We start from the raw sequence: 13,640 nt of genomic DNA on the forward strand, positions 1-13,640 counted from the left end.
CCCCCCCCCCCCCGCAACGGCCATGCCCGGCAAGAGCCACGTTGCGAGCCATCCCACGCATCCACTCCGCCGTTTCCCCCGTATCTGTCATCGAGCCCTACTTGCCGCTCGCCCACAGGTACGCCGCATGCCCCGTTCACCCGCCCCTTCCAGCGCACCCGCCAGCCCGCCCGGCATGCTGGCCGGCCATGGCCGCTCCTGGCTGGGCCGCACCCTGCGTCGCTGGTTTGATACCAGCGCCACCGTGCAGGTGGACGAGGGTCGCGAGGACCGGATCGACTGGCTGCGCGCCGCACCGTTCGTGGCGATGCACCTGGCCTGTCTCGCGGTGATCGGGGTTGGCGTGTCGCCGGTGGCGTTGGGCGTGGCGGGCGCGCTTTACGCGGTGCGGATGTTCGCGCTGACCGGGTTCTATCATCGCTACTTCTCGCACCGCACCTTCCAGACCTCGCGCGCGGTGCAGTTCGTGTTCGCGCTGATCGGCGCGTCCTGCGTGCAGCGCGGACCGCTGTGGTGGGCGGCGCATCACCGGCAGCACCACCGGGTTACGGATACACCGGCCGACCCGCATTCGCCGCGCGTGCACGGTTTCCTGTGGAGCCATGTGGGCTGGTTCCTGACCCCGCGCAATTTCCGCACCGACCTGACGCGCGTGCCGGACCTGGCGAAGTATCCGGAGCTGCGCTGGCTGGACCGCTTCGACATCGCGGTGCCGCTGCTGCTGGCCGTGGCGATGTACGGACTGGGCGCATTGCTGCAACAGGTGGCGCCGCAGCTGGGCACCAGCGGCGGGCAGATGCTGGTGTGGGGTTTCTTCGTCTCCACCGTCGTGCTGTTCCACGCCACGGTGACGATCAATTCGCTGGCGCACCGCTTCGGCAGCCGCCGTTACGCCACGAAGGACGACAGCCGCAACAACGTGTGGCTGGCGCTGCTGACGTTCGGCGAAGGCTGGCACAACAACCATCACTTCTTTCCCGGTTCCAGTCGCCAGGGTTTCCGCTGGTGGGAAGTGGACGTGACGTGGTACGGGCTGAAGCTGATGGCCATGCTGGGCCTGGTGCGCGGACTGAAACCGGTGCCGGCGTGGGTGCTGGTCAGGGCGGGGAGCTGAGCGATGCGCATTGCCGTGGTCGGATCGGGCATCGCGGGGCTGGCGTCGGCGTGGTTGCTGTCGCGCCAGCATGAGGTGACGCTGTTCGAGGCGAACGACTATTTCGGCGGCCACACCCACACGCACGAGGTGGAGCAGGCCGGAAAAACTTACCGCATCGACAGCGGCTTCATCGTGCACAACCCGGCGCACTATCCGCTGCTGACGCGGATGTTCGCGCAGCTTGGCGTGGCGTCGCAGCCGACCACGATGAGCTTTTCGGTGCACAGCGAGGCCAGCGGGCTGGAGTACAACGCCACCACGCTGGACACGCTGTTCTGCCAGCGCCGCAACCTGCTGTCGCCGCGCTTCCTCGGCATGGTGCGCGACCTCACCCGCTTTTATCGCGAAGCGCCCGCGCTGTTGCTGACGAGCGAGGACACCACCAGCCTCGGCGATTACCTGCTGCAGCACGGTTACGGCGCCGCGTTCCGCGACGAGCACCTGATCCCGATGGCCTCCGCGCTGTGGTCGTCGCCGCCCACGCAGATCCTGCAGTTTCCCGCGCGCTACCTGGTGCAGTTCATGGCCAACCACCAGATGCTGCAGCTCGGCGACCGGCCGCAGTGGCGGGTGGTGAAGGGCGGCTCGTCGACCTACGTGGCGGCGCTGCGCGCGCACTGGCCGGTGCGCGAACGGCTGAGCTGCCCGGTGCATTCGATCCTGCGCCACGCCGGCGGCGTCGAGGTGTGCAGCGCGGCGGGCGTGGAGCATTTCGACCAGCTGGTGCTGGCCTGCCACAGCGATCAGGCGCTGCGCCTGCTGGGCGACGCTAACGAGCGCGAGCATTCGATCCTGGGCGCGATGACCTACCAGGCCAACGACACCGTGCTGCACACCGACGCCAGCGTGCTGCCGCGCCGGCGCAAGGCATGGGCGGCCTGGAATGCGTGGCTGCCGCGCGATTCCGCCGCGCCGTGCACGGTCAGCTACTGCATGAACCTGCTACAGGGCATCGCCTCGCCCGAGCCGTTCGTGGTCACCCTGAATCGCAGCGAGGCGATCGACCCGTCCAGAATCCTGGCGCGCATGCGCTACCACCATCCGGTCTACACCAGGGCCTCGGTGCAGGCGCAGACGCGCAAGGCGGAAATCCAGGGCTGGCGCCGCACCTGGTTTGCCGGCGCGTATTGGGGCTGGGGCTTCCATGAGGACGGCATGCGCAGCGCGGTCGAGGTGGCCGCGGCACTCGGTGTGCACTGGCCGCTGGGCACCGAGTCGGCGATGAATGATGTGCGTGAAGCAGAGCTGGTGGCATGACGATGAAGCCGGCCAGCTCGACGCTGCTGTCGCATAGCGCTGTCTACGAGGGCGTGGTGCGCCATCGCCGGCATGCGCCGCATGCGCATGCGTTCAGCTATCGCATGGCCCAGCTGTATCTGGATCTGGACGAAGTCGAGCAGGTGTTTGCCAGGCGCTGGTTGTGGTCGACCACGCATCGCAACCTGGCGCAGTTCCGCCGCAGCGATTATCTGGGGCCGGCGAACATGCCACTGGCCGAGGCCGTGCGCCGTTGCGTGGAACAGGCCACCGGGCAACGCCCGGTCGGCCCGATCCGCCTGCTGACCCATCTGCGCTACGCGGGCATGGTGTTCAACCCGGTCAGCTTCTATTACTGCTTCGACGCGGACGGGCAGACCCTGGTCGCGGTGGTGGCGGAGATCACCAACACGCCGTGGAAGGAACGCCACGCCTATGTGTTGCCGGTCGAGAACGCGCACGTCCACGGTCGCGCGCTGCACTGGCGTTTTCCCAAGACTTTCCACGTCTCGCCATTCATGCCGATGGATTGCGCGTACGACTGGCGCTTCACCGTGCCGGGCAATGACCTGATGGTGCACATGAATGTGCTGCGTGAAGGCCAGCGTACGTTCGACGCCACGCTGAACCTGCAACGCCGTCCGCTGACCGCCGGCTCGCTGGCCCGTGTGCTGTGGCGCTACCCGTTGATGACCGTGCAGGTGGTGGCGGCGATCCACTGGCAGGCGCTGCGGCTGTGGCTGAAGCGCAATCCGGTTCACGACCACCCTGCCGGACCCTCCCGCCATGCCGACTGAAACACATACCCCGAGGTTTGCGATGAACGACATCGGCACCGCGCACCAACGCCACGACGCCCCGTTCGGCGGACTCGACCGCTTCCTGCGCCAGCAATTGCTGAACCAGATGCGCGGCCTGCGTCATGGCCGACTGGTGCTGCAGGACGCCTGCGGCACGGTCGAACTGGGCGACCCGGCAAGCGCGCAACCGGACTTGCAGATCCAGTTGCAGGTACTGGACGCGGAGTTCTATCGCGCGGTGGCGCGCAATGGCAGCGTCGGCGCCGGCGAGTCGTATATGGATGGGCACTGGCGCTGCGACAACCTGGTCGGCCTGATCCAGCTGCTGGTGCGCAACCGCGACCTGCTCGACGGCATGGAGAGCGGGCTGGCCCGACTCGGCGGCATGGCGATGCGGCTCTGGCACGCGCTGCGCCGCAATACGCGCGACGGCAGCCGTCGCAATATCGCCGCGCACTATGACCTGGGCAACGATTTCTTCAGCCTGTTCCTGTCGCCGGACCTGATGTATTCCTCGGCGATCTGGACCGACCCGGCCGATACGCTGGAAACCGCATCCGCACGCAAGCTGGAGCGGATCTGCCGCAAACTGGACCTCAAACCCACCGACCGGGTGATCGAGATCGGCACCGGCTGGGGCGGCTTCGCGCTGTATGCGGCACAGCAGTACGGCTGCCATGTCACCACCACCACGATCTCGCGCGAGCAGCATGCCCTGGCCAGCCAGCGTGTCGCCGACGCCGGCATGAAGGGACACGTCACCCTGCTGCTCGAGGATTACCGCGACCTCGAAGGCCAGTACGACAAGCTAGTATCGATCGAGATGGTCGAGGCGATCGGCGCGCCGTATCTGGACGTCTATTTCGGCAAGCTCGGCAGCCTGCTGAAACCGGAAGGGCTGGCATTGGTGCAGGCGATCACCATCGAGGACCACCGCTATGCGCAGGCGCTGAAGTCGGTCGACTTCATCAAGCGCCACGTGTTTCCCGGCAGCTTCATTCCGTCGATCAGCGCGCTGGTCGCGGCCAAGACCCGCGCCAGCGACCTGAGCCTGATCCGACTGGAGGACTTCGGCAGTTCGTACGCGAAGACCCTGGAAGCATGGCGCGAGCGCTTCATGGCCCGGCTGCCGCAAGTGCGCGCGCTGGGCTTCGACGAGCGCTTCGTGCGCCTGTGGGAGTTCTACCTGGCGTATTGCGAAGGTGGCTTCCGCGAACGCTCGATCGGCGTCGTGCACCTGTTGATGGCCAGGCCGGATCATCGCCCCGCCACCTCGTCGCCGGGCCGGCCGGCATGAGCTTCTGGCTCAGCCTGATCGGCTACCAGGCCGTGTGGTTTGTCGCGGTGATCGGCGCGGGCCACGGGCTGGCGTGGCCGGGCGTGCTCGGCATGCTGGTCTACGCGCTGGTGCAACTGGCTTGCGCCCGCAACGTTCGCACCGATCTCGCCCTGATCGCCGCCGGACTGGTGATGGGCTTCCTGCTGGATGGCGCGCTCAGTCGCAGCGGGCTGGCTGATTACGCGGCCGGCTGGCCGAACCCGGCGCTGGCACCGGGCTGGATTCTCGCGCTGTGGGTCACCTTCGCGCTGACCTTCAGCCAGTCCCTGCGCTACCTGCAGACGCGATTGTGGCTGGCGGCGCTGCTGGGATTGGTCGGCGGTCCGCTGGCCTATCTGGGTGCGGCGCGCGGCTGGCACGTGGTCATGTTCACCGAGCCGGCATGGCGCGCCGTGCTGGCGCTGGCGCTCGGCTGGGCGCTGGCGACACCGGCGCTGGCGTGGCTGGCGCGCATCGGCAGCACCTCGTCGCCACCGCGACCGACAACGCGAGGAGCCTGCGCATGAATCCCTGGTGGCAACTGCTGATGGTGTGGCTGCTGGCCGCGCTGATGATGACGCTGGGCTGGCAATGGCAGCGCCGGCGCAGCAACGCGGGCATCGTCGACGTGCTGTGGGCGGCAGGCGTGGGCGGCAGCGCGGTGCTGCTGGCGCTGACCGGCAGCGGCACAGTGTGGACGCGCACGACGCTCGCCCTGCTCGGTGGCGCGTGGGGCGTGCGCTTGTCCATGCACCTGTGGCGCCGCGTGCGTGGCGAAGCGGAGGATGGTCGCTATCGCAACCTGCGCACGCACTGGCAGGGCGCGCAGTGGAAGTTCTTCGCCTTCTTCCAGTTCCAGGCGTTCCTGATCGTGCTGTTCGCGCTGCCGTTCGTGGCGGTGGCGCACAACCCGCAGGCGTCCGCGCCGTGGCTGGCCGCGGCCGTCGCCCTGTGGCTGCTGGGCGTGCTCGGCGAATCGATCGCCGACGCGCAGCTGGCGCGCTTCCGCAACGATCCGGCCCACCGCGGCACGACCTGCCGCGACGGCCTGTGGCGGTATTCGCGCCACCCGAACTATTTCTTCGAATGGCTGCACTGGTTCGCCTACGTCTGCCTGGCGGTCGGTTCGCCGATCGGCTGGCTGGCATGGTCCGGGCCGGTGGTCATGTACGTGTTCCTGCGCTGGATCAGCGGCGTGCCGTACACCGAGGCGCAGGCGCTGCGCACGCGCGGCGACGACTACCGCGACTACCAGCGCAGCACTCCGCTGTTGATTCCCTGGTTTCCGAAGAGGCGCTCGCGATGACCCACCCCGCTTTCACCGAACTGGCCAGCGACCGGCCGGCACCCGGCCTGCTGGGCCTGGCCGAACGCGGCCATCTTCCCGACGCGCTGTTGCGCCAGGGCATCCGCCGACTGTGCGCCCAGCGCCTGCGCGAGGAACAGGCCGGTGGCCTGGACGCACAGGCGGCGCGATACGCGCAGCGCATCGACATGCTGCGCCACAGTCCGGTGGCGATCCACACCGACGCGGCCAACGCGCAGCACTACGAATTGCCGCCGGCGTTCTTCGAGCTCTGCCTGGGCAGGCGGCTGAAGTATTCGTCCTGCTACTACGCGCGCGGTGACGAGTCGCTGGACGAGGCCGAGGAGGCGATGCTCGCCCTGTACGGCGAGCGCGCCGAACTCGCCGATGGCCAGTCGATACTCGAACTGGGCTGTGGGTGGGGTTCGCTGACCCTGTGGATGGCCGAGAACTTTCCGCAGGCACGGATCACCGCGGTGTCCAACTCCGCCCCGCAACGCCGGCACATCGAGGCGGAGTGTCTCCGGCGCGGCTTGTTCAACGTGCGCGTGATCACCTGCGACGTCAACGCGCTGCAGCTGGATCCGGCGCAGTTCGACCGCTGCATGTCGATCGAGATGTTCGAGCACATGCGCAACTACGAGACGCTGCTGGGCCGCATCGCCGGCTGGCTGAAACCCGGCGGCAAACTTTTCGTGCACATCTTCGCGCACCGCACCGCGATGTATCCGTTCGAGACCGAGGGCGACGACAACTGGATGGGCCGCCACTTCTTCACCGGCGGACTGATGCCGGCATCCGACACCTTGTTGTGGTTCCAGTCGGCGCTGCACATAGAACAGCGCTGGCATGTCGACGGCACGCATTACCAGCGCACCGCCAACCACTGGCTGGCCAACCAGGATGCGCACCACGACGAGGTGATGGAGGTGCTGGCGCAAGCCTACGGCGACAAGGCGGCGCCATTGTGGTTCCAGCGCTGGCGCATGTTCTGGATGTCCTGCGCCGAGCTGTTCGGTTACGCCGACGGGCAGGAGTGGCTGGTCGCGCACTACCGCTTCGTGCGCCCTGCCACCGACGCCCATCCATCCTTCGCCCCGGAGACGCCATGAAGCTCCCGATAACCGCGCTGCTGGCCTGCGCCATGCTGTTCAACCTCAACGCCTGCGCCAGCGAGCTGCCGCCGATCACGCCGGTGGCCCACGTCGACCTGCCGCGCTTCATGGGCGACTGGTACGTGATCGCCACCATCCCCACCCGCTTCGAGAAGGATGCGTACAACGCGCTGGAGGTCTACACGCTGAAACCCGACGGCAACGTGGCCACCTCGTTCCACTTCCGCGACGGCAGCTTCGACGGCGAGCGCAAGGACATCCACTCCACCGGCTTCGTCAAGCCCGGCAGCGGCAACGCGGTGTGGGGCGTGCAGGTGTTCTGGCCGCTGAAGGCGCAGTACATCGTGGCCTGGCTGAAGGACGACTACAGCCAGGTCATTGTGGCCCGCGACGCTCGCGATTACATGTGGGTAATGGCGCGCACGCCGACCATCGCCCAAGCCGACTACGACGCCCTGCTGGCGCGGGTGCGGGCGCTGGGCTATCCGATGGGCAAGGTGCGCAAGGTCCCGCAGCAGGAACCGGCAGCCAGATCCGGCCGTTAGCCGCGCCGGACTTGCGCAGGCCATGCAGCACGGCGGCTCGACGGGGGTCGCGGCAAGCGGACCCGGAGTGGATCCGTGCGGGCGATGTAACCGATGCGCCTGCGGCAGCGAATGGAGTGGCTGACACACTCGCCAGGACAGCAGCCGCCATGCCCGACATCGATCCCGCCACCGCTCCATCGACCCGCCATCGCTGGCCAGCCCTGCTGGCGATCGCCCTGATCGTGGGCGGCGTCGCGCTTGCCTTCGGCTGGATCGCCGGATGGCTGACGCCTGGCCGGCTGACTCCGCAACGTTTCACCAACGCCATCGAGAGCGGCAACGGGCAGATCTACCGGGGCTATCGTCGCGCGCATGCCAAGGGCATCTGCGTGGCCGGCTATTTCGAGGGCAACGGGCAAGGCGTGGCGCTGTCGAGCGCGCGGCTGTTTGCGCCGGTGCGCACGCCGTTCACCGGGCGCCTGTCGATCGCCGGCGGCGCGCCCTACGGGCTGGACGGCAAGGCGCGCGTGCGCAGCATGGCGCTGGAGTTGAACAGCGACGACGGCCAGCAGTGGCGCATGGCGATGAACAGCTTCCCGTTCTTCGGCGTGTCCACGGTGCCCGCGTTCTACGAGCAGACCCGCGCCAATGCCCCCGACCCCGCCACCGGCAAGCCCGATCCGGCGAAGCAGGCCGCCTTCGTCCGCGCCCATCCGGAATTCGCCCGCTTCGCCGCCTGGGCGAAGACCGCGCCATGGTCGACCAGTTGGGCCAACACCACGTTCAACGGCGTCAACGCCTTCCGCTTCACCAATGACCGTGGCGAAGTGCGCAACGTGCGCTGGTCGATGCAGCCGCAGGCGGCCTTCGCGGCGATGACGCCAGAGCAGCGTGCTACCGCCGACGGCAATTTCCTCAGCGAGGATCTGCAGGCGCGACTGGCCCATGCGCCGCTGCGCTGGGACATGGTGGTGACCCTGGCGCAGCCCGGCGATCCCACGGCCGATCCGGCGCAGCCCTGGCCCCAGGATCGCCAGCACGTCACCGTCGGCACCGTGGTGATCGAAAGCAGCACGCCACAGGCCACCGGCGCCTGCCGCGACATCAACTACGACCCGCTGGTGCTGCCGGCCGGCGTGCAGGGTTCGGACGATCCGATCCTGGCCGCCCGTTCGGCCGTCTATTCAGTGTCGTTCAACCGCCGCGAACACGACATCGCCAGCGGCAAGGCGGACACCGCCATCGGCAAGCCCGCCGCACCGGAGACCAGGCCATGAACGATCTTCATCCCGCCAAGCCCGCTCCGCGGCACTTCAACCTCACCGCGCGCGTGCTGCACTGGAGCATGGCGCTGGCGATCCTGGCCATGCTGTTCGTCGGCATCGGCATGGTCGCTTCGCTGAGCCTGCGCCCGACCCTGGTCAGCCTGCACCGGCCGCTGGGCATCGCGATCCTGCTGCTGGCGATCGTGCGGCTGGTGAACCGGCTGCGCCATCGCCCGCCGCCGTTGCCGGCCGACCTGCCCCGGGTGCAGGTGCTGGCGGCGAAGGCCTCGCACTGGCTGCTCTACGCGCTGATGTTCGCGATGCCGCTGATCGGCTGGTCGATGCTGTCTGCCGGCGGCTATCCGGTGACCATGTTCAAGGGTTTCAACCTGCCACCGATCATGCCCCACGACGCCAGCGTCTACGCCGCGCTGCGCGGCGCCCACACCTGGCTGGCCCTGCTGCTGTTCGCCACCGTGCTGCTGCACCTGGCCGCCGCGCTGTTCCACGCCTGGGTGCGGCGCGACGAGGTGTTCCCCAGCATGGCGCGCGGCGCATCACCGACGCCTGCGTCAGCTGCGCCGGAGCCAACCAGCGTGTCGGCACGGGACGAAGGCGGCGACGCGGACTCGTGAGGCGTCGAACTCAACCGGCGCGCTGCACGGTTCGCAGCTTGCCGCTGTTGCCGCCGCCACAGAAGAACTGATCGCCGCCGTCCGACTCCATTCCCGACACGCCGGTGCCGGCCGGCATCTCGAGGATTTCCAGCACCTCGCCGCTGCGCGGATCGATACGGCGCAGCTCGCTTTCGTCGTTCTCCCAGGTGCCGTGCCAGAGTTCGCCATCGGCCCAGCAGACGCCGGTGACGAAGCGGTTCGATTCGATGGTGCGCAGGATCGCGCCGGTGGCCGGATCGATCTGGTGGATCTGGCGCGCGCGGTACTGTCCCACCCACAACGAACCTTCGGCCCAGGCCAGCCCCGAGTCGGCGCCGCCACCGGGCGCGGGGATCGTGGCCAGCACCTGGCCACTGTGCGGATCGATCTTCTGGATGCGGTCCTCGGCAAGCTGGAACAGGTGCTGGCCGTCGAACGCCGTTCCCGCGTGGGCGACCACGTCGATCGAACGCAACGTCTGGCCGCTCGCCGGATCGATCGCGTTCAACTTGTCGCCTGAGGCAAACCACACGTGCCGGCCGTCGTAGGTGACGCCATGCACGCCGTCGACGCCCGCAAAGGGGCCTTGTTCGCGAACGATTCGGGCGGCTGATCGTTTCATGCTGCTTCCTGATGGAGCCTTGGGAACCTGCTTCCGCGCCGTCATTCCCGCGAAGTCGGGAGGTGCTGCATCAACGGCGAAGCGGGTCCCCCGGGGCGTGTTGTGGGAGATCAAGGTGGATTCCCGCTTTCGCGGGAATGACGTCATGGCGGAGTTTCGGGATTCGCGGTTGGCGCGCCGGTCTGTCTGATGTGTCTCGATGCAGGCAGCCTAGTCGCCCTGCAGCGGCGCGGGGAGTAACAAGCTCGTCGGGAATCCGGGCACCGGCGGGCTCAGCCAGCGGCGCGCCCGTCCGCGACCGAACGACTGCACCTTGCCGGCCGCCGCCAGCGCGTCGAGCGCGCGTTGCACGCTGCGCTGGCTGGCGCCCAGCGCCAGCGCCAGGGCCGAGCTCGACCACGACTCGCCGTCGGCCAGCAGGGCGAGCACGTCCGCGTGGCGTTCGTCGAACGGCGGCGCCATCACGACGACCTGATCGGCCCGATGCGGCGCCAACGCAAAGCCGCGCTTCGTCGCGCCCACGCCGGCCAGTGCCTGCAGCTCGGTACGCAGCCGGCCCATTTCGACGCGCAGGCGCACCCGATGCGATTCGTCGGCGAACCTGGTGCGGAAGACTTCGGCGATGAGCGTGTCCCGCGACACGTCGCCCGGCCATGCCTCGGCCAGCAGGCGGGCGATCGCGAACAGCACGGGCCGCTTCGCCAGCGCCACCCGCGTGCCGGACTGGCAGACGACCTGACGACAGGCGTCGATGACGAAGGCGTTCGATGCCAGCAACGCCTCGACCTGCTCCAGCCGGATCAGGCGTTCGCCGCCATGCGTGATCAGCCGTGCCGCGGGCGCGTCGAGCACACGGGCAGCATCGTCGATCTCCGCCACCAGCGCCGGGATGCCGGCGTGGCGCGCGGCGTAGCTGGCCCGGGCCAGCGCCGCACGCGCCGGTTTCGTGCGCAGGCGGCGCAGGGCGATGCCGGCGTTGACCAGCTCGCGGGCCGCGCGCGAGGCGAGTGGCAGCGGCGCGGCATCGAATCCGGCCAGCGCCCGTTCGGCCTCGTCGAGGCGGCCGAGCAGAAGCAGGCGCCGCGCCGCGAGATAGCGCGCATGCGCCGCGTTCACCGGATCACCGTGCGCCTCCAGCGTCGCCCGCGCGGCATCCAGCGCCTTCACCGGCCAGCCCAACTCGCGCGAGGCGAGCGCGATCTCGGCTTCGGCGATGACGCACTTCGCGCGGGCCACCGGCTCCCTCGCACCGAACGCGCGCGCCGCGCGCTGCACCAGCGTCTTCGCCCGCACGAAATCGCCGAGCTGCGCCATCGCGATGCCGCGCAGCGCCAGCGCGGGTGCATCGTCGCGCAAGGCGATCCGGTTCAGCGCGCCCAGCGGGTCGCCCGCCGCCAGCGCACGCGCCGCCGCCGTGATCAGCGAATCCATCGGACCGGAACCAATCGCGCCACGCTTGTCACTCCCACCCATCGATGTCCGGTTTCTAATCTAGCCCACGATCCACCGGCAAGTCGCATCGATCCCCGAACGAATGCCGGAACTCATTGGGAGAACGCAATGACCATGCACACGACCGGAACCCGCGACGAATGGCTGGAGGCACGACTCGGCCTGCTCGATGCGGAAAAGGAGCTGACCCGACGCGGCGACGAAGTGGCCCGGCAACGCCAGACGTTGCCGTGGGTCAAGGTCGACAAGGCGTATCGCTTCGACACCGACGAAGGCAGTGCCTCGCTGGCCGACCTGTTCCGGGGCCGCTCGCAGCTCTTGGTCTACCACTTCATGTTCGGCACCGATTACACCGCGGGGTGTCCCTCGTGCTCGTCGATCGCCGACGGCTTCGACGGCTTCGCCGTGCACCTGGCGAATCACGACGTGACCCTGTCGGCGGTATCGCGCGCACCACTGCCGAAGCTGCAGGCGTACCGGCAGCGCATGGGCTGGCGTTTCCCCTGGGCGTCCTCGTCCGACGGCGACTTCAACTTCGACTTCAACGTCGCGTTCACCGAAGCAGAGCAGCGCGCCGGAGACATCGAATACAACTACCGGCGCGATGGCCACGCCATGGACGCGACCTCGGCCCCCGCGCCGGTCATCCAGATGGCCGCCAGTTGCGGCACCGACGCGCCCACCTACACGCGCGACCGGCCGGGCCTCAGCGCCTTCGTGCAGGAGGACGGCGTGATCTACCACACCTACTCCACCTACGCGCGCGGCCTGGACGGCCTGTGGGGCATGTACCAGTGGCTCGATCGCGCGCCGCTGGGGCGCAACGAAACCGGCGTGTGGTGGCGTCGCCATGACGAATACGGCGGCAAGTGAGCCGCCCCCGTGGATGCGCACGGCATGGGAATCGCTTCGACCCGGGCTTGTCGGACGAACCTCCCGCTGCGCTTTTTCGGCGTCGCCGCCCCGCTGTTCGCCGCCAGCGCCACGCTGACGATCATCGGCTGCACCGCCATGGCATCGATGGGCGAGTTGCCGATGCCCGGCGGCTGGACGCTGTCGATGGCATGGATGCCGATGTGCGGCCAGGCCTGGCCCGACGTCGTAGCGGCGTTTCTCGGCATGTGGCTGGTGATGATGGTGGCGATGATGCTGCCGTCCCTGCTGCCGGTGCTGCGGCGCTGTCACGCGGCCATTGACCGCTCCGGCCATTCACCCGCGGGCCGGCTGATCGCGTTGATGGGCGCGGCGTATTTCACGGTGTGGCTCGTGCTCGGCACCGGCGTTTTTGCGCTCGGCGCCCTGCTCGCCACCGTCGTGATGCAATGGCCGGCGCTGGCACGCGCCGTGCCGATCGCGGCCGCCGCGGTCGTCCTCGCCGCCGGAGCGCTGCAGTTCACCGGGTGGAAAGCCCGCCATCTCGCCTGCTGCCGCGCGACGCCGGTCATCGCACCGCGGCTCGCCACAAGCTGGCGACATGGACTGCGCCTGGGCCTGCATTGCAGCTGCAGTTGCGCCGGCCCGATGGCGATCCTGCTGGTCGGCGGCGTCATGGACCTGCGCGTGATGGCGGTCGTGATGATCGCCATCACCGTCGAGCGTCTTGCATCGGATGGAACGTGTGCCGCGCGTGCCATCGGCGTTGCCTTCGCCGTGGCGGGGCTGCTGATGATGGCGCACGCGGCCTAGTCGGGATGAAACGATCCCGCCGCCGTGCATGGGCATGCCGAACCGCGCCCGATTCAGATCTCCACATGCAGCGGCGCGGTGAACTGCGCGTCCTCGACATTGCCGGTGTTGCGCGTCGCGGCAGGCTCGAAGATCAGCACCTCGACCTCTTCGTCGGCGGCCGTGCGGTGCTCACGGCCACGCGGAACCACGACCAGCTGGCCGGGCTCGAGCTCGACGACATGGTCGCGATATTCGACGCGGAACTTCCCGCGCCAGACCAGGAACATTTCGTCCTCGTGCTCGTGCACATGCCAGGGGAAGATCCCTTGCAACTTGACCAGCTTGAGCTCCTGGCCATTCAGCGCGGCGACTGTCTTCGGTCGCCAGTGCTCGCTGAACAACGCGAATTTTTCCGCGATGTCGATCTTCGAGGGAGTCGCATTCATGCTGTGGCACCGGGCAAGGTGGCGCGGGTCGGGTTGCCGCCCGCCAAGGGTA

The 13,640-nt window shown here is 68.5% G+C and carries 15 protein-coding genes; 12 read left to right on the top strand and 3 right to left on the bottom strand.

The features are described from left to right. Nucleotides 1-175 precede the first annotated feature (175 nt). The 10 genes from ASD82_RS09605 (at nt 176) to ASD82_RS09650 (ending at nt 9,379) form a co-directional block, all read left to right on the top strand. Nucleotides 176-1,114 carry an acyl-CoA desaturase gene (locus ASD82_RS09605; RefSeq protein WP_235580682.1) on the top strand — a complete coding sequence of 313 codons (939 nt, stop codon included), beginning with the start codon at nt 176-178 and terminating at the stop codon, nt 1,112-1,114. Between the two features lie 3 nt (nt 1,115-1,117). Continuing rightward, nucleotides 1,118-2,413, top strand: a complete 1,296-nt coding sequence (locus ASD82_RS09610; protein WP_056717615.1) for an FAD-dependent oxidoreductase — start codon at nt 1,118-1,120, stop codon at nt 2,411-2,413. A gap of 26 nt (nt 2,414-2,439) precedes the next feature. After that, the gene (locus ASD82_RS09615) at nt 2,440-3,210 is read left to right on the top strand and encodes a DUF1365 domain-containing protein (RefSeq protein ID WP_056717680.1); all 771 of its coding nucleotides are present in this window, start codon (nt 2,440-2,442) and stop codon (nt 3,208-3,210) included. A gap of 22 nt (nt 3,211-3,232) precedes the next feature. After that, nucleotides 3,233-4,510 carry a cyclopropane-fatty-acyl-phospholipid synthase family protein gene (locus ASD82_RS09620; protein WP_056717616.1) on the top strand — a complete coding sequence of 426 codons (1,278 nt, stop codon included), beginning with the start codon at nt 3,233-3,235 and terminating at the stop codon, nt 4,508-4,510. Beyond that, the gene (locus ASD82_RS09625) at nt 4,507-5,058 is read left to right on the top strand and encodes a DUF2878 domain-containing protein (protein WP_056717617.1); all 552 of its coding nucleotides are present in this window, start codon (nt 4,507-4,509) and stop codon (nt 5,056-5,058) included. Before ASD82_RS09620 ends, ASD82_RS09625 begins: the two co-directional genes overlap by 4 nt. Next, nucleotides 5,055-5,837: a DUF1295 domain-containing protein gene (locus ASD82_RS09630; protein WP_056717618.1), complete on the top strand. Its 783-nt coding sequence runs from the start codon at nt 5,055-5,057 to the stop codon at nt 5,835-5,837. Before ASD82_RS09625 ends, ASD82_RS09630 begins: the two co-directional genes overlap by 4 nt. After that, nucleotides 5,834-6,949: a cyclopropane-fatty-acyl-phospholipid synthase family protein gene (locus tag ASD82_RS09635; protein ID WP_056717619.1), complete on the top strand. Its 1,116-nt coding sequence runs from the start codon at nt 5,834-5,836 to the stop codon at nt 6,947-6,949. The genes ASD82_RS09630 and ASD82_RS09635 overlap by 4 nt, the downstream gene beginning before the upstream one ends. Further along, the gene (locus ASD82_RS09640; protein WP_056717620.1) at nt 6,946-7,497 is read left to right on the top strand and encodes a lipocalin family protein; all 552 of its coding nucleotides are present in this window, start codon (nt 6,946-6,948) and stop codon (nt 7,495-7,497) included. The genes ASD82_RS09635 and ASD82_RS09640 overlap by 4 nt, the downstream gene beginning before the upstream one ends. A 149-nt stretch (nt 7,498-7,646) precedes the next feature. Beyond that, a complete protein-coding gene (locus ASD82_RS09645) occupies nt 7,647-8,756 on the top strand; it encodes a catalase family peroxidase (RefSeq protein ID WP_056717621.1) in 1,110 nt (369 codons plus the stop codon). Continuing rightward, on the top strand, nt 8,753-9,379 hold the full coding sequence (locus ASD82_RS09650) for a cytochrome b (protein ID WP_056717622.1): 627 nt from the start codon (nt 8,753-8,755) through the stop codon (nt 9,377-9,379). The genes ASD82_RS09645 and ASD82_RS09650 overlap by 4 nt, the downstream gene beginning before the upstream one ends. Nucleotides 9,380-9,389: 10 nt before the next feature. Here the strand turns inward: ASD82_RS09650 and ASD82_RS09655 are convergent, their stop codons facing one another. Further along, nucleotides 9,390-10,022 carry a PQQ-binding-like beta-propeller repeat protein gene (locus tag ASD82_RS09655; protein WP_056717623.1) on the bottom strand — a complete coding sequence of 211 codons (633 nt, stop codon included), beginning with the start codon at nt 10,020-10,022 and terminating at the stop codon, nt 9,390-9,392. Nucleotides 10,023-10,232: 210 nt separating this feature from the next. Continuing rightward, the gene (locus ASD82_RS09660; protein WP_056717624.1) at nt 10,233-11,453 is read right to left on the bottom strand and encodes a hypothetical protein; all 1,221 of its coding nucleotides are present in this window, start codon (nt 11,451-11,453) and stop codon (nt 10,233-10,235) included. A 129-nt stretch (nt 11,454-11,582) separates the two neighbouring features. Here ASD82_RS09660 and ASD82_RS09665 point away from each other — a divergent pair, with 129 nt between their 5' ends. Beyond that, a complete protein-coding gene (locus ASD82_RS09665) occupies nt 11,583-12,347 on the top strand; it encodes a DUF899 domain-containing protein (RefSeq protein WP_056717625.1) in 765 nt (254 codons plus the stop codon). Nucleotides 12,348-12,371: 24 nt separating this feature from the next. Next, entirely contained in the window at nt 12,372-13,160 is a 789-nt protein-coding gene (locus ASD82_RS09670) for a DUF2182 domain-containing protein (RefSeq protein ID WP_056717681.1), read from the top strand. Nucleotides 13,161-13,213: 53 nt separating this feature from the next. Here the strand turns inward: ASD82_RS09670 and ASD82_RS09675 are convergent, their stop codons facing one another. Then, nucleotides 13,214-13,588: a cupin domain-containing protein gene (locus ASD82_RS09675; protein WP_056717626.1), complete on the bottom strand. Its 375-nt coding sequence runs from the start codon at nt 13,586-13,588 to the stop codon at nt 13,214-13,216. Nucleotides 13,589-13,640: the final 52 nt, after the last annotated feature.

Origin of the sequence: Rhodanobacter sp. Root179 (assembly GCF_001428465.1) — a bacterium.
GTDB lineage: Bacteria > Pseudomonadota > Gammaproteobacteria > Xanthomonadales > Rhodanobacteraceae > Rhodanobacter.